The 18949-nt window shown below is 72.6% G+C and carries 17 protein-coding genes and 1 pseudogene; 14 read left to right on the top strand and 4 right to left on the bottom strand.

Annotated elements, in window-relative coordinates; all coding sequences use genetic code 11:
• Window positions 1-28 precede the first annotated feature (28 nt).
• Window positions 29-976: a class A beta-lactamase gene (bla, locus tag ACFWP3_RS23855; protein WP_384224501.1), complete on the top strand. Its 948-nt coding sequence runs from the start codon at window positions 29-31 to the stop codon at window positions 974-976.
• A gap of 3 nt (window positions 977-979) precedes the next feature.
• Here the strand turns inward: bla and ACFWP3_RS23850 are convergent, their stop codons facing one another.
• Window positions 980-1489, bottom strand: coding sequence for an HAD domain-containing protein (locus ACFWP3_RS23850; RefSeq protein WP_384224498.1), 510 nt, complete (start codon window positions 1487-1489; stop codon window positions 980-982).
• An 89-nt stretch (window positions 1490-1578) separates the two neighbouring features.
• On the opposite strand from ACFWP3_RS23850, the gene ACFWP3_RS23845 reads away from it, so the two are divergent.
• From ACFWP3_RS23845 to ACFWP3_RS23835, 3 genes are all read left to right on the top strand, one after another.
• Complete coding sequence (locus tag ACFWP3_RS23845; RefSeq protein WP_384224496.1) at window positions 1579-2130, top strand: TetR/AcrR family transcriptional regulator; 552 nt, start codon at window positions 1579-1581, stop codon at window positions 2128-2130.
• On the top strand, window positions 2127-3671 hold the full coding sequence (locus ACFWP3_RS23840) for an MFS transporter (RefSeq protein WP_384224493.1): 1545 nt from the start codon (window positions 2127-2129) through the stop codon (window positions 3669-3671). The genes ACFWP3_RS23845 and ACFWP3_RS23840 overlap by 4 nt, the downstream gene beginning before the upstream one ends.
• Window positions 3672-3740: 69 nt before the next feature.
• Window positions 3741-5267, top strand: a complete 1527-nt coding sequence (locus ACFWP3_RS23835; protein WP_384224490.1) for a membrane-associated oxidoreductase — start codon at window positions 3741-3743, stop codon at window positions 5265-5267.
• 1 nt (window position 5268) lies between these two features.
• Here ACFWP3_RS23835 and ACFWP3_RS23830 read toward each other — a convergent pair whose 3' ends face one another.
• Entirely contained in the window at window positions 5269-5898 is a 630-nt protein-coding gene (locus ACFWP3_RS23830; protein ID WP_362297797.1) for a lysophospholipid acyltransferase family protein, read from the bottom strand.
• A 272-nt stretch (window positions 5899-6170) separates the two neighbouring features.
• On the opposite strand from ACFWP3_RS23830, the gene ACFWP3_RS23825 reads away from it, so the two are divergent.
• The 3 genes from ACFWP3_RS23825 to ACFWP3_RS23815 all read left to right on the top strand — a co-directional run bounded on the left by ACFWP3_RS23825 (window position 6171) and on the right by ACFWP3_RS23815 (window position 8485).
• Window positions 6171-7340 (top strand): glycerophosphodiester phosphodiesterase, encoded by a 1170-nt coding sequence (locus ACFWP3_RS23825; RefSeq protein ID WP_384224487.1) that lies wholly within the window; start codon window positions 6171-6173, stop codon window positions 7338-7340.
• A gap of 73 nt (window positions 7341-7413) precedes the next feature.
• On the top strand, window positions 7414-7941 hold the full coding sequence (locus tag ACFWP3_RS23820) for an RNA polymerase sigma factor (protein ID WP_384224485.1): 528 nt from the start codon (window positions 7414-7416) through the stop codon (window positions 7939-7941).
• Window positions 7942-7978: 37 nt separating this feature from the next.
• The gene (locus tag ACFWP3_RS23815; RefSeq protein WP_384224482.1) at window positions 7979-8485 is read left to right on the top strand and encodes a GNAT family N-acetyltransferase; all 507 of its coding nucleotides are present in this window, start codon (window positions 7979-7981) and stop codon (window positions 8483-8485) included.
• Window positions 8486-8510: 25 nt separating this feature from the next.
• On the opposite strand, the gene ACFWP3_RS23810 is transcribed toward ACFWP3_RS23815, so the two are convergent.
• Window positions 8511-8927: a hypothetical protein gene (locus tag ACFWP3_RS23810; RefSeq protein ID WP_384224479.1), complete on the bottom strand. Its 417-nt coding sequence runs from the start codon at window positions 8925-8927 to the stop codon at window positions 8511-8513.
• Window positions 8920-9288 (bottom strand): hypothetical protein, encoded by a 369-nt coding sequence (locus ACFWP3_RS23805; protein WP_384224477.1) that lies wholly within the window; start codon window positions 9286-9288, stop codon window positions 8920-8922. The genes ACFWP3_RS23810 and ACFWP3_RS23805 overlap by 8 nt, the downstream gene beginning before the upstream one ends.
• A 67-nt stretch (window positions 9289-9355) precedes the next feature.
• Between ACFWP3_RS23805 and ACFWP3_RS23800 the strand changes: the two are divergent.
• The 7 genes and pseudogenes from ACFWP3_RS23800 to cobT all read left to right on the top strand — a co-directional run bounded on the left by ACFWP3_RS23800 (window position 9356) and on the right by cobT (window position 18733).
• A pseudogene (locus ACFWP3_RS23800) lies at window positions 9356-10029 on the top strand (HAD-IA family hydrolase).
• 372 nt (window positions 10030-10401) lie between these two features.
• The gene (locus ACFWP3_RS23795; RefSeq protein ID WP_384224475.1) at window positions 10402-11475 is read left to right on the top strand and encodes a methionine ABC transporter ATP-binding protein; all 1074 of its coding nucleotides are present in this window, start codon (window positions 10402-10404) and stop codon (window positions 11473-11475) included.
• On the top strand, window positions 11472-12140 hold the full coding sequence (locus ACFWP3_RS23790; RefSeq protein ID WP_384224472.1) for a methionine ABC transporter permease: 669 nt from the start codon (window positions 11472-11474) through the stop codon (window positions 12138-12140). Before ACFWP3_RS23795 ends, ACFWP3_RS23790 begins: the two co-directional genes overlap by 4 nt.
• 90 nt (window positions 12141-12230) lie before the next feature.
• On the top strand, window positions 12231-13094 hold the full coding sequence (locus ACFWP3_RS23785) for a MetQ/NlpA family ABC transporter substrate-binding protein (protein WP_384224470.1): 864 nt from the start codon (window positions 12231-12233) through the stop codon (window positions 13092-13094).
• A 170-nt stretch (window positions 13095-13264) separates the two neighbouring features.
• Window positions 13265-13939: a GNAT family N-acetyltransferase gene (locus ACFWP3_RS23780; RefSeq protein ID WP_384224467.1), complete on the top strand. Its 675-nt coding sequence runs from the start codon at window positions 13265-13267 to the stop codon at window positions 13937-13939.
• 94 nt (window positions 13940-14033) lie between these two features.
• Window positions 14034-15248 (top strand): precorrin-6y C5,15-methyltransferase (decarboxylating) subunit CbiE, encoded by a 1215-nt coding sequence (gene cbiE / locus ACFWP3_RS23775; RefSeq protein WP_384224465.1) that lies wholly within the window; start codon window positions 14034-14036, stop codon window positions 15246-15248.
• Window positions 15249-15523: 275 nt separating this feature from the next.
• Window positions 15524-18733, top strand: coding sequence for a nicotinate-nucleotide--dimethylbenzimidazole phosphoribosyltransferase (gene cobT, locus ACFWP3_RS23770; protein ID WP_384224462.1), 3210 nt, complete (start codon window positions 15524-15526; stop codon window positions 18731-18733).
• Window positions 18734-18949: the final 216 nt, after the last annotated feature.

Below are 18949 nucleotides of genomic sequence, written 5' to 3'. Positions count from 1 at the left end.
GCCGAGCGTGTTGGACGGTGTCCTGATCATGGGAGACGAGGAGACGATCGTGGAAACCTCAGGAGCCGGCCCGTCCCGGCGCGCGGTCCTGGCACTCGGTGCGGGGACCGCGCTGTTCACCGGCCTGGCCGGGGCCGCCGGCGGCCCCGCGCACGCCTCGGAGCCGGCGGGCGCGCTGACCCGGCGGCTGCGGGAGCTGGAGCTGCGGCACTCCGCCCGGCTGGGGGTGTTCGCCCGCCACACGGGCACGGGCCGGACCGTGGCGTACCGGGCGGACGGGCTGTTCCCGATGTGCTCGGTCTTCAAGGGGCTGGCCGCCGCGGCCGTGCTGCGCGACCTCGACGAGGACGGCGAGTTCCTCGCCCGGCGGATCCGGTACACGCGGGAGTACGTGGACAAGTCCGGGTACGGCCCGGAGACCGGCAAGCCCGAGAACGTGGCCGCCGGCATGACGGTCGAGGCCCTGTGCTCCGCCTCCGTCAGCCTGAGCGACAACGCCGCGGCCAACCTGCTCCTCGAGGAGCTCGGCGGGCCCACCGCGGTCACCCGCTTCAGCCGCTCGCTCGGGGACCGGACCACCCGGCTGGACCGCTGGGAACCCGAGCTGAACTCCGCCGAACCCGGGCGGGTCACCGACACCACCAGCCCCCGGGCCATCGGGTCCACGTACGAGCGCCTGCTGCTCGGCGGCGCGCTGCCGCCCCGGGACCGCGGGCTGCTGACCGGCTGGCTGATCGCCAACACGACGAACACCGGCCGGTTCAAGGCAGGCCTTCCCGCGGACTGGGTCCTGGCGGACAAGACCGGCGGCGGGAGCGAGTACGGGGTGGCCAACGACGTGGGCGTGGTGTGGCCGCCGGACGGCGCTCCGCTCGTCATGGCGGTCCTGACGACCAAGCCGGGCTCGCCGGCCGGCCCCAGGGACGACGAACTCGTCGCGAAGACCGCCCGGCTGCTGGCCTCGGCCCTCACCTGACCCCTACGCCGCCCAGTCGCGCAGCGCGTCGAAGTCCGCCCGGGTCAGCCCGATCTGCTCGTCGACGCGCATCAGCAGCGCGTGGGCGGGATGGTGCTGGCCGACGTACTCGCGGTCCATGGCCGTGATGTCGTCGTCGATCCACGCGAAGGGCCGGGCGCCCGCGTAGGCGAGCACGTACTGGGTCTTCCAGAACGTGCCGCGCGGGGCCCGGCCGTGCATCGCCGGCCAGTCGATGAAGGGCAGCCGCGGCAGGCCCAGGTGCGGGCCTATCCAGTCGTTCGCCTCGTCCTTCCACGTGGTGGCCCAGACGAGCTCGTACGCCTCCGCCAGTGCGAGCAGCTCCGCGCCGTGGCCGTGGTTCAGCCAGACCCGCAGGGGCTTCGCGCTCTCGCTCTCCCGCCAGCCCGTCGGCCGCATGCGGTGGGTGGTGTAGCCCTCGGGGCGGCGCTGCGGCTTGGCCGCGTAGGGGTTCAGCGGCCCGTCGACATCGATCAGCAGCAGTGGCTTCATGCGCACAGGATTCCTTTCGGACTGCCGGACGGCAGCTCGTTTTCCGATCGAATGAGACGTGTGCGTCTCATTCGGGGTACACTTGTCTCATGGCCATGGATCGTGACCAGGTGCTCCGTGATGCGGCGGCCCTGCTCTCCCGCAAATCGACCGCCACGATGGACGAGGTCGCCCGCGCCGCAGGCATCGGGCGCGCGACCCTCCACCGGCACTTCGCCGGGCGCGACGCCCTCGTACGGGCCCTCGAAGAACTCGGCATCCGCGAGTTCGAGGTGGCCTTCGACAACGCCCGGCTCGACGAGGGCACGGCCGTGGACGCCCTGAAGCGGCTCGTCGCCGAGGCCGAGCCCAACGCCCAGCTGCTGGCCTTCCTCGTCACCGAGAACCAGCTCTTCGAGGGCGACCAGGTCAACGAGGGATGGTCCCGCCTCGACGCCCGCGTCGCCGCGCTCTTCCGGCGCGGCCAGGCCGAGGGCGACATCCGGATCGACCTGAGCACCGCCTGGCTCACCGAGGCCCTCTACGGCCTCATCGGCACCTGCGCGTGGGCCGTCATGGACGGCCGGGTCGCCGCCAAGGACTTTCAGTACATGATCATCGAGCTGCTGCTCGGTGGCGCAAGACGGAGCGTGGAGAAATGACCGGAACCCAGCAGCTGAGCCTGACGAAGGGGACGGAGGCCAAGAGCCCCGGGCGCTGGCTCGCGCTGTCCGTACTCGTCCTGGCCGTGCTGCTGGTCGCCGTGGACGCGACCGTGCTCGGCCTCGCCACCCCCTCCCTCAGCGAAGACCTCAAGCCGTCCGGCACCCAGCTGCTGTGGATCGGCGACATCTACTCCTTCGTCATCGCCGGACTGCTCGTCTCGATGGGCTCCCTCGGCGACCGGATAGGCCGCAAGAAGCTGCTGCTGGTCGGCGCCACCGCCTTCGGCGCCGTCTCCGTGCTCAACGCCTACGCGACCAGCCCCGAGATGATGATCGTCGCCCGGGCCCTGCTCGGCGTGGCCGGCGCGACCCTGATGCCGTCCACGCTCGCGCTGATCCGCAACATCTTCCACGACCCCAAGGAGCGCAGCCTCGCCATCGGCATCTGGGGCGCCACCGCCTCGGCCGGCGCGGCCGTCGGCCCGGTCGTCGGCGGAGCCCTGCTCCAGCACTTCTACTGGGGCTCGGTCTTCCTCATCAACCTCCCTGTGATGATCGTCCTGGTCCTCGTCGGGATCAAGCTGCTGCCCGAGTCCAAGAACCCGGTCGCGGGCCCCTGGGACCTGTTCAGCGTCGGCCTCTCCCTCGTCGGTGTCATCGGCGTCGTCTACGCCGTCAAGGAAGTCGCCACCCACGGCATGACCTGGGGCGTCTGGGCCGCCGCCGTCATCGGCGCCGCCAGCCTGTACGCCTTCGTCCGCCGCCAGTTCAGCTTGCCGTCCCCGCTGCTCGACATGCGGCTCTTCCAGCACCGCGGCTTCTCCGGCGCGGTCCTCGCCGACCTGCTCACCGTCTTCGGGCTCTCCGGACTGGTCTTCTTCCTCTCCCAGTTCCTCCAGCTCGTCCAGGGCCGCGACCCCCTGGAAGCCGGCCTGGCCGAACTGCCCGCCGCCATCGGCGCGGTGGTCACTGGCCTGGTCGCGGGCCGCTACGCCCGCCGCTACTCGGTGCGCTCCGTCGTCGCCGGCGGACTGGCCGCCATCGGCCTGGCCCTCGCCGTGCTCACCGTGATCCACAAGGAGTCCGGCTACCCGCTGCTCGGCGCGGCCCTGCTCATCGTCGGCCTCGGCGCCGGATTCTCCTTCACCGTCACCGCCGACGTCATCCTCTCCAGCGTGCCCAAGGAGCAGGCCGGTTCGGCCTCGGCCGTCTCCGAGACGGCGTACGAACTGGGCGCGGCCCTCGGCATCGCCCTGCTCGGCTCCATCGTGACCGGCGTGTACCAGGGCTTCACCGCCCCCGCCTCGGTCCCCGGGCCCGTCGCCGACGCCGCGCACGAGTCCCTCGGCGGGGCCGTCGAGGCCGCCAAGACGCTGGACCCGCAGACCGCCGGACAGCTGGTGGCATCGGCGCAGGAAGCCTTCACGGACGGGCTGCGGCTGGCCTCCGGAGTGGGCGCGGCCGTCCTTCTGGCCACCGCCGCGGCCGCCTGGTTCCTGCTCAAGGGCCAGAAGCTCCAGGACGGCATCGAGCACTGACGTCCCGCCAAAGGGTGATGTCCCCGGCCGAGTTGACAGTCCGTCGGGCCGCGGGACACCATCCCGGCGATGGAGATCAACGACCTGACCCCGGCCGAGCGCCGCATCTGGGACGCCTTCCCGCGCGGCGAGCGGGTCGACTTCCGGTCGCACCCCGGCGAGGACGCGTCCGACGCGGCCGACGGCCACGCCTGGGGCCCCGAGCGGACCGTACGGGCCGAGGTGCTCACCCACCTGCTGCTGAACGGGTCGAGCGCCCGGGGCCTGGTCGCCGGCCTCAACGTCCGGGGCGTCCGCATCACCGGCAAGCTCAACCTCAAGTACGCCGTGGTCGAGCACGCGATCCGGCTGCGCGGCTGCTGGTTCGAGCGCAAGCCCCTCATCTACGGGGCCCAGCTGCGGGCCCTCGTACTGACCGACTCGACCCTGCCCGGCCTCACCGCCACCTCCGTCACCATCGACGTGGCGCTGCGCATGCCCTGCTGCCGGATCAGCGGACCGGTGCGGCTCGCCGGCGCCCGGATAGCCGGCGGCCTCTTCCTCCAGCAGGCCGTCATCGGGACACCCTCGGGAGCCGCCGGGGCGGCCGCGGCGGGCGAGGAGGCGCCGCCCCGGGTCGCGGCGGGCGAGGAGGCGCCGCTCCAGGTCAACCACGCCGACATCGGCACCGACGTGATCGCCTTCGGACTCACCGTGCACGGCCAGACCCGCCTCAACGGCGCCACCGTCGGCGGTCAGGTCAACCTCGACGACGCCCGCCTGCTCGCCCCCGGCTCCACCGCCCTGCACGCCGAGAACCTGTCCGTCGGCACCGACCTGCGGGCCCTGCGGATGGAGGCCCACGGCCGGGTCAACCTCACCGGCTCCCGCATCCCGGGCCAGCTCCACTTCGGCTACGCCCGGTTCCTCAACCCCGGCGGCGTCGCCCTGCGCGCCTCCAGCTGCGTGATCGGCGAGGTGTGGCTGCGGTCCTGCGAGACCGTCCAGGGCGCGGTGAACCTGCGGCGCTCCCAGTTCGACATCCTGCACATGCCGAGCGAGACCTGGCCCGACCGGATCCGCATCGACGGGCTCACCTACCGCACCCTCGCCCCGCACCTGCCCGCCGAGCAGCGGCTGCCGGCCCTGGAGCGCGCCGAGCCCGGCTACCTCCCGTACGCCTACGAACAGCTCGCCGCGGCCTACCGCACGGCGGGCGACGAGGCCGCCGCCCGGACCGTCCAGCTCGCCAAGCTGCGCCGGCACCGCCGCACCCTGCCCCGGCACGCGCGGCTGTGGGGGAAGCTCCAGGACGTCACCGTCGGCTACGGCTTCCGGCCGCTGCGGGCCGTCGGCTGGCTGCTGGCTCTGCTGCTGACCGGGACCGTCGCGTACACGGCCCGGCCGCCGCGGCCCCTGAAGGCGGGCGAGGCACCGGACTTCAACCCGGTCTTCTACACGATCGACCTGCTGGTCCCGATCATCAGCTTCGGGCAGGAGTCCGCCTACGCCCCGAGCGGCTGGTACCAGTGGCTGTCGTACACGCTGATCGTGACCGGCTGGATCCTCGCCACCACCACGGCGGCGGGCGTCAGCCGGTCCCTCCAGCGGCAGTAGGTCAGGCGGCCTTCGCCTTGGTCGCGTACATGTCCACGTACTCCTGGCCCGACAGGCGCATGACCTCGGCCATCACCGAGTCGGTGACCGCGCGCAGCACGTACCGGTCGCGGTCCATGCCCTCGTAGCGGGAGAACTCCATCGGCTCGCCGAAGCGCACGGTGACCCGGCCCGGGCGCGGCATCCCGGCGCCGCCGGGCTGCAGCTTGTCGGTGCCGATCATCGCGAACGGGACCACGGGGGCGCCCGTCATCAGGGTCAGGCGGGCGATGCCGGTGCGGCCGCGGTAGAGCCGGCCGTCGGGGGAGCGGGTGCCCTCCGGGTAGATGCCGAAGATCTTGCCCTCTTCGAGGATCCGGCGGCCGGTCATCAGGGCCGCGACCCCGCCGTTCGCCCCGTCGCGGTCGACGGGGATCATGCCGGAGCCGGTGAAGAACCAGGCCATGGCCCGGCCCTTGATGCCCTTGCCCGTCACGTACTCGTCCTTGCCGATGAAGTGGACCGTGCGGTCGCACACCAGCGGAAGGATCATGGAGTCGATGAACGTGAGGTGGTTCCCCGCCAGAATCACCGGCCCGGTGCCCGGGATGTTCTCGATGCCCTCCACACGGGTGCGGAACATCAGGCGCATGACCGGTCCGACAGTGGCTTTGATGAGGCGCGTACGGAACAACGTGGGCCCTCCGGCATCGAAAAGCGGTTCTCGCACCCACCACGCGGCGGTAGTGCAGGTGAGGACGATACTCGCGGGTCAGCTCTGATCGCACATCGGGTTCACGAGTCGGATACGCAGTGTTGACACACGTTTCCGCCGTGTTCCGACGGGACACCCTCGCCCGAAACCCCTCCCCGCCTACGATCGGCACGCCGATTCGGGCGTTTTCGTAATGGGGAGTGGCGTTCATGACACAGGGTGGGGCAGCACGGCGCACGGTCCTCGGCGCGGCCGTATTGGCGGCGGGCACCGGCATCACCGGACTCGCGGCGGGACCGGCCGCCGCCTCCGCCGAGGGCGGCGGGCACGGCGAGGGCGGCTTCCGGGACCTCCCGTACCCGACGGTGATCGGCCACCGCGGAGCCAGCGGCTACCGCCCCGAGCACACGCTCGGCTCCTACCAGCTCGCGCTCGACATGGGCGCGGACGTCATCGAGCAGGACCTCGTCCCCACCAAGGACGGGCACCTGGTGTGCCGCCACGAGAACGAGATCGGCGGCACCACGGACGTAGCCGACCACCCCGAGTTCGCGGGGCGCCGGACCACCAAGTCCGTCGACGGGGTCTCCGTCACCGGCTGGTTCACCGAGGACTTCACCCTCGCCGAGCTGAAGACCCTGCGCGCGAAGGAACGCATCCCCGCCGTCCGGCAGCGCAACACCCTCTACGACGGCCAGTGGGCGGTGCCCACCTTCGAGGAGGTCCTGCGCTGGGCCAACCGGGAGAGCCGCCGCCGCGACAAGCAGGTCTGGCTGCACGTGGAGACCAAGCATCCCAGCTACTTCCGGGCGCTGGGCCTCGGCCTGGAGGAGCCCCTGGCCAAGCTGCTGCGCCGGTACGGACGCGACCGCCGCGACGCGGCCGTCTTCCTCCAGTCCTTCGAGCCCTCCAGCATCCAGCGGCTCTCCCGGCTGGTCTCGGCGCCCCGCGTCGTCCTGCTCTCCGCGGCCGGCACCCGCCCCTGGGACTTCGAACTGGCCAAGGACCCGCGCACCGTCGCGGACCTGGTCAAGCCCGAGGGCCTGCGGTGGATCGCCGGCTTCGCCCAGGGCATCGGCCCGACCATGGACCTGATCCTCCCGCGCGACGCGGCCGGCAAGCTCGGCACCCCGACCACCCTGGTCAAGGACGCCCACGCGCAGGGGCTGCTGCTGCACCCCTACACCGCCCGCAACGAGAACAGCTTCCTGCCGGCCGACTTCCGCAAGGGCACGGACCCGACCGCGTACGGAGACGCCCTCGCCGCCTTCCGTACGTACTTCGAACAGGGCATCGACGGCATCTTCACCGACAACCCGGACACCGGACTCCTCGCCGCGGAGGCCTTCCGCCCGGGCCGGCGCCCCGTCAACCGCTGACCGGAGCTTCCCGTACGAGTGGGACGCGCCCGGCGGGGAAACCACCGGGCGCGCACCGCTCGTCCCGCCCGGCATGGACCTGCTGAAGGCTGACCTCTTTGAGAAGCTCGGCCCGCTGCTCTCGGCCGAGGCGGCGGCGGAGGCCCCGGGCACCGGAGTCGAGGCGGCCGACCTGGAACAGGCCGTCTGGGTCAGGCTGCTGGAGAGCGGCCCGCGCGACCCCGACCCCACCGGCCGCGCGCGCTGGCTGCGCCGGGCCGTGCGCGCCGAGGCCCGGCTCGCCCGGCGGCGGGCCCGCCGCGAGATCCCGTACGACTACCGCCACCACTCCGCGGCCGCGGGCGGCGCACCGGAGGACGCCCTGCTCGACGGCGAGGAGACCCGGGCGCTCCGATCGGCGGTCGCCCGATTGCCCGGACGCTGTCCGGAGCTGATGAAGGCACTTCTTTCGCCCAGAGACCTCACTTACCGTGAAATCGCAGGAGAGTTGGGTATCTCACAAGGAAGTTTGGGGCCCGTCCGTTCCCGTTGCCTGGGATGTCTGCGCAGAATGCTGGCTGCAGAGGTTGCGGCTCCTGGCCTGCGGGGAAAGGAGCGGTAGACCAACGGGCTACCAGGTGAGCGGGAGGCATGCGCACATGGGCATGAGCGTGACCATTTCGGCGGCGGCTGCCGAGGACGCTGAGCAGATCTTCAAACTCCAGTACCTGGCCTTCCAGCGCGAGGCCGAGCTGTACGGCAACTACCTCATCCAGCCGCTCACCCAGTCCCTGGACTCCCTCAAGGCGGAGCTGGCGGCGGACACCGTGCTGGTGGCCCGGCTCGGCGACGAGGTCGTCGGCACCGTGCGCGGCAGCGTCGACGAGGACGGCACCGGCAAGATCGCCAAGCTGTGCGTCCACCCGCGGCTGCAGGGCCACGGCCTGGGCGCCCGCCTGCTGCGCGCCGTCGAGGAGGCCCTCGCCGGACACGGCGCCACCACCCGCTTCCGCCTGCACACCGGGCACAAGAGCGAGTCCAACCTGCGGCTCTATCGCAAGGCGGGCTACACGAAGGTCGGCGGCCGCACGGCCTCGGACGGCGTGCAGCTGGTGATCCTGGAGAAGGAAGCCAAGGACGCCACCGACTTCGCGGTCAGCGCCTGACCGCGCCCCGCGTCCCTCATCCTGATCAGCGCTTCTTGCGGAGCCAGAGCATCCCGGTGACCGGCAGGATCACCGGGATGAACAGGTAGCCCATCCCGAACTGCGACCACACGGTCGCGTCGGGGAAGGCGTCGGGCCGCACCAGGGTCCACGTGCCGACGGCCAGTACGCCGGCCAGCTCGGCGGCGCAGCAGACCAGCGCCGCCTTGCGGGCCGTCTCCCCGCCGCGCACCAGCGAGTACGTGATGAACGCGTAGGCCAGGGCCGCCGCGGCGGACAGCGAGTACGCCAGCGGCGCCCGGCCGAACTCGGTGGAGATCTGGTAGGCGGACCGGGACACCGCGCCGACCACCATCACCCCGTACAGCCACACCAGGAGCAGGCCGGGCCCGGAGACGAGCCGGGTGCGCCCGGCTGGTGCGGCGGTCGTCGTGTCAGGCACCGGTGGTTCCCCAGATGTCGTAGAGCCGTACTTCGAGGACGGCGAGGACGACCGCGCCCGCGGCCACCGTCACCGAACCCCACTTGGTCCGCTCGGTCAGCGAGAGCATTCCGGCGGCCGGTACCGCCGCGAAGGCGCCCAGCAGGTACGCCACGAAGATCACCGTGCCCTCGTCGGGCTTCTCGCCCTGGGCCAGCTTGACCAGGCCGATCACCAGCTGGGCCAGGACCAGCACCGTCACCACGGCCATGCCGATGAAGTGCCAGTCCTTGGTCGGCTGGTCCCGCCATGCGGCGTGGCCGCACCAGGCGGCGAGGGCGAGTGCGGCCACACCGATGGCGACCGTCAGGGCGTCGAGCATGCAGCGAGGGTATTACGGGCCGAAAGACCCGATGCGCTCACCCCTGGGCGGGCGCTTTGCTGGAAGCATGAACCTGCACGCCGAAGCCCTGCTGTTCGACAACGACGGCACGCTCGTGTCCTCCATGGAATCGGTGCACCGCTGCTGGACCCGGTGGGCCCGCGAGTACGCGATATGCGAGGAGGACTTCGCCCGCGTGGAGCTGCACGGCCGGCCCGCCGCGGAGATCATCGCCGAGCTGCTGCCCGCCGCGGTGCGCGCCGAGGCCCTCGCCCGGATCGAGACCCTGGAGGTCGAGGACGTGGCGGGCGGGGTGGTGCTGCTCCCCGGCACCAAGGAGCTGCTCTCCGCGCTGCCCGCCGGCCGCTGGGCCGTGGTCACCTCCGCCACCCTCCCCCAGCTACCGCTGGGAGGTGCCCCCAGCTGGCCGAGGCCCGGCTGCGCGAGGCCGGCATCGACTTCCCCGAGATGGTGGCCGCCGAGGACATCACCCGCGGCAAGCCCGACCCCGAGCCCTTCCTGCTCGCCGCCCGACGCCTCGGCGTGGACCCGGCCCGCTGCGTGGTCTTCGAGGACGCTCCGGCCGGGCTCGCGGCGGGTCGCGCGGCCGGCATGCGGACCGTGGCCTTGACCACAACGCACACCGCCGCCGAACTCGACGCGGACGTGGTCGTACGGGACCTTTCGGCCGTGTCGGTGCAGGTCAGCGACGGGGGTCTGACCATCGGGACGGATGGCTGAGGGAGACCGGTCTTGTCCGGTATGCGGCCGCTTTCCGTCCGCTATGCGGACATCGTTGATCGGTGAAGGGGCATGTCTGGTTTACTGGGGCCCATGACCACGACGAGCAGCCGCACCCTTGCGACCGAGGCGACGATGACGCCCGGTGCTCGTTGTATGTGTCGAATGCGCGCCTTCTGAGGGCCCCTTCCGCACGCCTCGCGCCCCGAAGCGAGACCGGCCGAGCCCGTCCGTGCATCCCCGGACCGCTCCTGCCCCGCGCACGCGTCGACACCATCCTTTTTCCCACGGTTCGACCCGTATCGCGTCCCCAGATGTTTGCCCCGTGCCCGGCACCCGCAGCGCCGTGCACTCGACAGCGACGGAAATCCTGTGATCACCACATCGGGCCTCACGAAGGTCTACCAGTCCCGTGGCCGCGAGGTCACCGCCCTGGACGGCGTGGACCTCCACGTCCGCGAGGGCGAGGTCTACGGCGTCATCGGCCAGAGCGGCGCCGGCAAGTCCTCCCTGATCCGCTGCGTGAACCTGCTCGAGCGCCCCACGACCGGCACCGTGAGCGTCGGCGGCGTCGACCTCACCGCGCTCGCCGGCCGCGGCCGCCGCGCCGGCAAGGAACTGCGCGAGGCCCGCAGCCGCATCGGCATGGTCTTCCAGCACTTCAACCTGCTGTCCTCGCGCACCGTCCAGGGCAACATCGAGCTGCCCCTGGAGATCCTCGGCGTCTCCGGCCGCGAGCGCTCCCGCAAGGCCCTGGAACTCCTCGACCTGGTCGGCCTCGCCGACAAGGCCAAGGCCTACCCCACCCAGCTCTCCGGCGGCCAGAAGCAGCGCGTCGGCATCGCCCGCGCCCTGGCCGGCGACCCCAAGGTGCTGCTGTCCGACGAGGCCACCAGCGCCCTGGACCCCGAGACCACCCGCTCCATCCTCCAGCTGCTGCGCGACCTCAACCAGCAGCTCGGCCTCACCGTGCTGCTCATCACGCACGAGATGGACGTGGTCAAGTCCGTCTGCGACTCGGCCGCCCTGATGAAGCGCGGCAAGATCGTCGAGTCCGGCACCGTCGCCGAGCTGCTCTCCACCCCCGGCTCCGAACTCGCGGGCGAACTCTTCCCCGTCACCGGCGCCGCCACCGGCCCCGACCGCACGGTCGTCGACGTCACCTTCCACGGCGAAGCCGCCGCCCAGCCGGTCATCTCGCAGCTCTCGCGCACCTACAACATCGACATCTCGATCCTCGGCGCCGCGATGGACACCGTCGCCGGCCGCCAGATCGGCCGGATGCGCATCGAACTGCCCGGCCGCTTCGAGGACAACGTCGTACCCGTCGGCTTCCTGCGCGAGCAGGGCCTCCAGGTCGACGTCGTCGACGGGGAAGACACCGGCGGCAAGGCCGACGCGATCGACAACGAACTGGCCGCGCTGGTCAAGGATGGTGCGAAGTGACCTGGTCCGAGATGCAGCCCCTGCTCACCCAGGGCACCTACGACACCCTCTACATGGTGCTGTGGTCGACCCTGGTGACCGTCCTGGGCGGCCTGCCCATCGGCATCCTGCTCGTCCTCACCGACAAGGGCGGCCTGCTGCAGAACCAGCCGCTCAACAAGGTGCTCGGCGTGATCGTGAACATAGGCCGCTCGCTGCCGTTCATCATCCTGCTGATCTTCCTGATCCCGGTCACCACCGCGGTCGTGGGCACCTTCATCGGCCCCACCGCCATGATCGTCCCGCTCGCCATCGGCGCCATCCCCTTCTTCGCCCGGCTCGTCGAGACCGCCGTCCGCGAGGTGGACCACGGCCTGATCGAGGCCGTCGAGTCCATGGGCGGCGGCATTCCGACCCTCGTCGGCAAGGTGCTCCTGCCGCAGGCCCTGCCCTCCCTGGTCGCCGGTGTCACCACCACCGTGATCACCCTGGTCGGCTACTCCGCCATGGCCGGCGCCGTCGGCGGCGAAGGCCTCGGATCCAAGGCCATCACCTACGGCTTCCAGCGCTTCGAGACCGGATTCATGGTCGCCACCGTCGTCGTCCTGATCGCCATCGTCACGGTGATCCAGCTCATCGGCGACGGCGTGGTCCGCCTCCTGGCCCGCCGCGGCCGGACAGCCTGAACAACCCGGGCTGACAAGACCTCCCACCCCAGAAAGCCCGCACTTGTCGTGCTTGGGCCACCACCCCGAAATGCAAGAAAGGCACTCTTCGTGCGTAAGAACATCAAGCTCACCGCCCTCGCCGCCACCGCCACCGCGCTCGCCCTCGGCCTCACCGCCTGCGGCAGCTCCTCGGACCCGTCCTCCACCAAGGCCGACGGCGGCAAGACCGACGAGAGCAAGCCGCTGGTCATCGCGGCCTCCCCGAGCCCCCACGCCGACATCCTGAACTTCGTCAAGGACAAGCTCGCGGCGAAGGAGGGCCTCAAGCTGGAGGTCAAGGAGTTCACGGACTACGTCCTGCCGAACACCGCCACCCAGCAGGGCCAGGTCGACGGCAACTACTTCCAGCACAAGCCGTACCTCGACGACTTCAACAAGAAGAACAACACGACCATCGTGCCCGTCGTGAACGTGCACCTGGAGCCCCTCGGCCTCTACTCCAAGAAGGTCAAGACCCTCGCGGACATCAAGGCCGGCCAGACCATCGCCGTCCCCAACGACACCACCAACGAGGGCCGCGCGCTCCAGCTGCTCGCCGCGAACAACCTGATCACCCTCAAGGAGGGTGTCGGCACAGGCGCCAAGCTGTCCGACATCACCGACAAGAAGGGCCTGGAGTTCAAGGAGCTGGAGGCCGCCACGGTCCCGCGCGCCCTGAACGACGTGGACGCCGCCGTCATCAACGGCAACTACGCCATCGAGGCCAACCTGTCGCCCGCCAAGGACGCGCTGGTCCTGGAGAAGGCCGAGGGCAACCCCTACGCCAACTTCCTCGCGGTCAAGGACGGCAACCAGAACGACCCCCGGATCCAGAAGCTCGCCAAGCTCCTGAACTCCGACGACGTCAAGAAGTTCATCGAGGAGAAGTACCAGGGCTCGGTCGTCCCGGCCTTCGGCACCCCCGCCTCCTGAGCCTGACGGTCAGGCATTTCGGCCCCGCACGCTCCTGTCGGCGCGCGGGGCCGAGCTCTGCCCGCTTCCGGGCAACCCCGGCCCTGCACTTCCCCGGGCCCATGCTGCATGCTGTGGCCTACGACCCGCACAAACGGTCCCGCACCACGGTCTCAGGCATGGAGCTGCGCATGACTACCACCTTCCCGGACGTCACCATCAGCACGGACCGGCTGGTGCTGCGCCCCTTCGAGGAGGAGGACGTCACCGCGCTCACCGAGATGATGAACGACGAGGGCGTCACCGCCTGGACCTCGGTACCGCACCCCTACACCCGGGCCGACGCCCACGGCTGGGCCACCCGCCTCTCGCACGCCGAACGCACCGAGGGCCGCGGGATCGTCTTCGCCGTCACCGAGTTCCTCACCCAGCGCCTCGTCGGCATCGTCCACCTCCAGAACACCAACTGGCGCACCCGCTCCACCGAGGTCGGCTACGTCACCGCCCCCTGGGCCCGCGGCGAGGGCTACGCCAGCGAATCCGTACTGGCCGTGACCCGCTGGCTCTTCCGCGACCAGGGCTTCGAACGCCTCGAACTGCGCACCCCCGCCGACAACACCGCCTCCCAGCAGGTGGCCCAGAAGATCGGCTGCATCAGCGAGGGGGTCCTGCGCAACGCCTGGATAGTGCGTACCCAGTCGGCCGACGGCAGCTGGACCGACACCCGCACCGACCTCATCGTCTGGAGCCTCGTCCCCGAGGACCTCGACGACGCGGACGACTACGGCGACTACGACGGCTATGACGGGTACGACGCCTACTCCGTCGACAGAGCCGACGGCGCCGACCGGGAACTGACCCGATGACCAGGTAGTCTCACCGTGCCCGACCCCCTCGACGAAGCTTCGCCCACCCCGGCCACCCGCCCGGGGGCCCCTCCCACACAGGAGACAGACGACGATGGCCGACCGGGTCACGGTGATCGGCTGGGACGGCTCGCCCCTGACCTCGGCCGCCCGGTCCGCGCTCTCCGCCGCGACCCTGGTGGCCGGCGCAGCCCACCACCTCGCGCTCCCCGAGGTCCCGCCCACCGCGGAGCGCGTCCGCCTCGGCAGCCTCGGCCTCGCCGCCCGCCGCATCGCCGGCCACCGAGGCACCGCCGTGGTCTTCGCCGACGGCGACCCCGGCTTCTTCGGCGTCGTACGCACCCTGCGCGCCCCGGAGCACGGCCTGGAGGTCGAGGTCGTCCCCGCCGTCTCCTCCGTCGCCGCCGCCTTCGCCCGAGCCGGGATGCCCTGGGACGACGCCCAGGTCGTCGTCGCCCACCCCCGCACCCTGCGCCGCGCCGTCAACGTCATCCGCGCCCACGGCAAGGTCGCCGTCCTCACCTCGCCCGGCGCCGGCCCCGCCGAACTCGCCCTGCTCCTCGACGGAGTCCACCGCACCTTCGTCATCTGCGAGGAACTGGGCACCGAGCGGGAGCAGGTGAGCGTCCTCACCTCCGACAAGGCCGCCGACCACACCTGGCGCGACCCGAACGTCGTCATCGTCATCGGCGGCGGGGGCACCGGACAGGCCCTGGCCGCCGAACCCGGCTGGCTGCTCGGCCAGAGCCCGGACCGGCTCCGCTCCGGCGACCGCGGCTGGGCCCGCCCCCAGCCGGACACCGGGGAAGGGGAGTCCGCACAGCTCCGGGCGGCGCAGCTCGCCCGGCTCGGCCCGCGCACCGGCGACCTCGTCTGGGACATCGGAGCGGGCACCGGCGCCGTCGCCGTGGACGCCGCGGTACTCGGCGCCGCCGTCATCGCCGTCGACGCCGACCCGGAGGCCTGCGCCCGGGTAACCGCCGCGGCCCGCACGCGCGGAGTGCAGCTCCAGGTCGTCACCGGGCGCGCCCCCCACGTACTGGAGAACCTGCCCGAGCCCGACGTCGTACGCGTCGGCGGCGGGGGAGCCGCGGTCGTCGCGGCCGTCGCCGACCGCCGCCCCGAACGGATCGTCAGCCACGCCTCCACCCGCGACGAGGCCGAGGCCATCGGCCGGGCCCTCACCGAACACGGGTACGCCGTCGAGTGCGCGCTGCTCCAGTCCGTGGGCCTGGACACCCGCACGTGGGCCGAACAGGAGCGCTCCGTCGTCTTCCTACTGGCTGCCGAGCGCCCCAGGACCCGCTGAGGGCAGGGCCGGGGTAGGCTGGCCGATCGTCGTACTGCCCCGGACGTTTCGGGCATCGCGGCACCGGACGACGCGCGACGTGGCGCAGTCCACAGCGGACCGCGGCGGTTATGGCCGCCGCGGTGGCGAACGGGCGCGACAATGCTTAGTGGTTGTCGCGCAGGCGCACGTGCGGCAAGGGCGCCGCAGGGCAACCCCGCACGGGACATCCGTTGGGGCGGCCTCGTGGGCGACCGGGCGATCGAAGAGGCAAAACCGATGGGCGAGGGGTACGCATGACTGACACCGGCCAGGTCCCGGGCGAGGGTCACCCGGACAACGCGGGCATGGTGGATCAGCAGGGCATCCCCGCTCCGGTCCAGCTCCCGCCGCCGCTTCCCGCCGGCTACGCCTTCCAGGACCTCGTGGACGACCCGGCCGGGCCGGAGGACGAGGAACTGCTGCTGATGCCCAGCGGCCAGGGCGCCTGGAGCGACCCGCAGGTGGTCCCGCCGGCCCCCGCCTTCCCCGTCGAGCCCCCGCTGTACGCGGACGCGCCGTACGGAGCCGAGCCCTCGTACCAGGAGGCCCCGGTCTACAACGAGCCGGCCGCCTACCCCGAGTTCCCGTCCTACGGAGCCGGCGCCCACGAGACCGGCGGCCGCGACTCCGGTGCGCTCGACCTCGGCGGGCTCGTCGCCCCCTCCCCGGACTCCGTCCGGGAGTACCCCCAGCCCGTCGCCCCGCCGCAGGCCGTCGCCCCGGCCGCTCCGGTCCGGCGCCCGCTGCACATGGGCCCGCCCGTGCCCGAGGCCACCGGCGGAGTCGTACGGTCCCTCGCGGACCGCGGTCCCGCCGCGGCGCCCGCCCCGCTGCGCCGGTCCGGCCCGCCGGCCACGGGTCCCGAGTACCTCGACATCCCGGCGGCCCCCGCGCCGCAGCTGAGCGACATCCCGCCGCAGGCCGGCGCCCCCTGGACCCCGGAGCCGGCCCCGGCCCCGGCCCCGGTGGCCGTGGCGGCCCCCGCGGCAGCCGCCGAGCCCGAAGCCCTGCCCGAGCCCCAGCCGCAGCCCGAGCCGGCCGTCGTACCGGCGCCCGAGCCGATCGCGGCCGCCGCGCCCGAGCCGGCCCTCGCGGCCGCCCCCGAGCCCGCCCTCGCGCCCGAGCCCGTCATCGCCGGGCCCGAGCCCGTCGCGGCGCACGTGCCGGAGCCCGAGCCGGTCCTGGCGGGCGTGCCGGAGCCCGAGCCGGTCCTCGCGGCCGTGCCGGAGCCGGAGGCCGCGGAGCCGCTGCCCGCGCCCGTCGCCGAACCCGAACCGGAGCCCGTACCGGCCCCGGCCCCCGTCCTGGCCGAGGCCGTCGCTCCGGAGCCGCAGCCCGAGCCGGAATTCGTAGCGGTGGCCGCCCCCGCAGAAACGGTGGTTCAGGCCCCCGAGCACGCCCAGCCCCTCGCCGAGCAGGCGCCCGTCGAGGCCGGCCGGGCCGAGCAGGCCGCCGCCGAGCCCGGCGTACTCGTGACGCCCGCCCCCGTACCGGCCCAGCCCGAGCCGGCGGCCGCGGAGCCGCTGCCCGCCGCCGCGGAGCCCGCCCCGGCCGAGCCCGTCGCCGTGGCCCCCGCCCCGGTGGAGCCCGCGCCCGCCCCGGAGCCCGTGCACGCACAGGCCCTGCCGGCGGAAACCGAGCCGACGGCCCCCGAAGCCGAGGCCGAAGCGCAGCCCGAGTTCCTGCCCGCCGAAGCCGTCGAGTCCGTCGAGGCCGTCGAGCCCGCCGCAGGCGACCCGGCTCCCGCCTACGACGACGCCGAGCGCGAGGCGGTCCTGCGCGTCATGCGCGAGCGCCGCGACATCCGCAAGGGCTTCCGCACCGACCCGATCCCGCACGAGGTGCTGCTCCGCGTCCTGGAAGCGGCCCACACCGCGCCCAGCGTCGGCCACTCCCAGCCCTGGGACTTCGTCGTCATCCGCTCCGCCGAAACCCGCCGGACGATGCACGAGCTCGCCCAGCGCCAGCGCGAGGCCTACGCGAACTCGCTGCCCAAGGCCCGGGCGAAGCAGTTCAAGGAACTCAAGATCGAGGCCATCCTCGACACCCCGGTGAACATCGTCGTCACCGCCGACCCCACCCGCGGCGGCCGCCACACCCTCGGCCGGCACACCCAGCCGCAGATGGCCCCGTACTCCTCGGCCCTCGCCGTCGAGAACCTCTGGCTCGCCGCGCGCGCCGAAGGCCTCGGCGTCGGCTGGGTCAGCTTCTTCGACGAGCGCGAGATGGTCCGCGCGCTCGGCCTGCCGGAGCACCTGGAGGTCGTCGCCTACCTGTGCGTCGGCTACGTCGACGAGTTCCCCGAGGAGCCCGAGCTCGCGCAGGCCGGCTGGTCCCAGCGCCGCCCGCTGTCCTGGGTCGTCCACGAGGAGACGTACGGGCGCCGCGCGCTGCCCGGCGAAGAGCCGCACGACCTGCTCTCCGAGACCGTCGCCAGCATCCGCCCGCTCGACGCGAAGGCGCTCGGCGAGGCGTGGGAGCGGCAGAAGCGCATGACCAAGCCCGCCGGGGCCCTGGGCATGCTGGAGATCATCTCGGCCCAGCTCTCCGGCCTCTCCCGGGTCTGCCCTCCGCCGATCCCGGAGCCCGCAGCCGTCGCGATCTTCGCCGGTGACCACGGCGTGCACGCCCAGGGCGTCACCCCGTGGCCGCAGGAGGTCACCACCCAGATGGTCGCCAACTTCCTGGGCGGCGGAGCGGTCTGCAACGCCTTCGCAAACCAGGTCGGCGCCGAGGTCTGCGTGATCGACGTGGGTGTCGCGGGCGACCTGCCTTCCACCCCCGGCCTGCTCCCGCGCAAGGTCCGCCCGGGCACGGCCGACCTCTCCACCGGCCCGGCGATGACCCGCGAGGAAGCCGTCGCGGCCATCGAGGTCGGCATCGAGACCGCCCGCGACCTGGTCGCGGCGGGCAACAAGGCGCTGCTCACCGGCGAGATGGGCATCGCGAACACCACGGTTTCCGCGGCCCTCATCTCGGTCTTCACCGGGGTCGACCCGGCCGAGGTGACCGGCCGCGGCACGGGCATCAACGACGAGACGCACGCCCGCAAGGTCGACGTCGTACGCCGCGCCCTCGACCTCCACCAGCCGGACCCGGCGGACCCGATCGGCGTCCTGGCGGCCATCGGCGGCCTGGAGCACGCGGCGATCGTCGGCCTCCTCCTCGGCGGAGCCTCCCTGCGCACCCCCGTCATCCTGGACGGCGTGAGCGCGGGCGCGGCCGCCCTGGTGGCCCGGGCCATCGCCCCCGAGGCCCTCTCCGCGTGCATCGCGGGCCACCGCAGCGCCGAGCCCGGCCACGTGGCGGCCCTGAACAAGCTCGGCCTGCGCCCCCTGGTCGACCTGGACCTCCGCCTCGGCGAGGGCACCGGCGCCCTGCTGGCCCTCCCGCTGGTCCAGAGCGCGGCCCGCGCGATGCACGAGGTCGCCACGTTCGACTCCGCAGGAGTCACAGAGAAGTAGCCCTCGGGCCGCCTGCACGGGGCCCGCCCCGGCCCCGGTGCCTCAAACGCCGGCGGGGCCGGATGTGCCCCGCCGGTGGAGCTGGACTTGCCCAGGGGGCAATCCAGCCGCACCTGGCGGGCGGCAGGAGCCAAATCCAGCCCCGCCGGCGATTGAGGCGCGGGGTCTGGGGCGGAGCCCCAGGGGCCCCGTGCAGCGGGCGGGCCGTATCGTGGA

Origin of the sequence: Streptomyces sp. NPDC058525 (assembly GCF_042719495.1) — a bacterium.
Lineage (GTDB): Bacteria > Actinomycetota > Actinomycetes > Streptomycetales > Streptomycetaceae > Streptomyces.
The sequence above is the reverse complement of the archived record's forward strand: the minus strand, read 5'-3'. Positions and strand labels throughout refer to the sequence as shown.

Excerpts from the sequence above, each read along its gene's own strand:
- bla (WP_384224501.1), top strand. The coding sequence starts at position 29 with ATGGGAGACGAGGAGACGATCGTGGAAACCTCAGGAGCCGGCCCGTCC.
- ACFWP3_RS23850 (WP_384224498.1), bottom strand. The coding sequence starts at position 1,489 with ATGAAGCCACTGCTGCTGATCGATGTCGACGGGCCGCTGAACCCCTAC.
- ACFWP3_RS23845 (WP_384224496.1), top strand. The coding sequence starts at position 1,579 with ATGGCCATGGATCGTGACCAGGTGCTCCGTGATGCGGCGGCCCTGCTC.
- ACFWP3_RS23840 (WP_384224493.1), top strand. The coding sequence starts at position 2,127 with ATGACCGGAACCCAGCAGCTGAGCCTGACGAAGGGGACGGAGGCCAAG.
- ACFWP3_RS23835 (WP_384224490.1), top strand. The coding sequence starts at position 3,741 with ATGGAGATCAACGACCTGACCCCGGCCGAGCGCCGCATCTGGGACGCC.
- ACFWP3_RS23830 (WP_362297797.1), bottom strand. The coding sequence starts at position 5,898 with ATGCGCCTGATGTTCCGCACCCGTGTGGAGGGCATCGAGAACATCCCG.
- ACFWP3_RS23825 (WP_384224487.1), top strand. The coding sequence starts at position 6,171 with ATGACACAGGGTGGGGCAGCACGGCGCACGGTCCTCGGCGCGGCCGTA.
- ACFWP3_RS23820 (WP_384224485.1), top strand. The coding sequence starts at position 7,414 with ATGGACCTGCTGAAGGCTGACCTCTTTGAGAAGCTCGGCCCGCTGCTC.
- ACFWP3_RS23815 (WP_384224482.1), top strand. The coding sequence starts at position 7,979 with ATGGGCATGAGCGTGACCATTTCGGCGGCGGCTGCCGAGGACGCTGAG.
- ACFWP3_RS23805 (WP_384224477.1), bottom strand. The coding sequence starts at position 9,288 with ATGCTCGACGCCCTGACGGTCGCCATCGGTGTGGCCGCACTCGCCCTC.
- ACFWP3_RS23780 (WP_384224467.1), top strand. The coding sequence starts at position 13,265 with ATGACTACCACCTTCCCGGACGTCACCATCAGCACGGACCGGCTGGTG.
- cbiE (WP_384224465.1), top strand. The coding sequence starts at position 14,034 with ATGGCCGACCGGGTCACGGTGATCGGCTGGGACGGCTCGCCCCTGACC.
- cobT (WP_384224462.1), top strand. The coding sequence starts at position 15,524 with ATGACTGACACCGGCCAGGTCCCGGGCGAGGGTCACCCGGACAACGCG.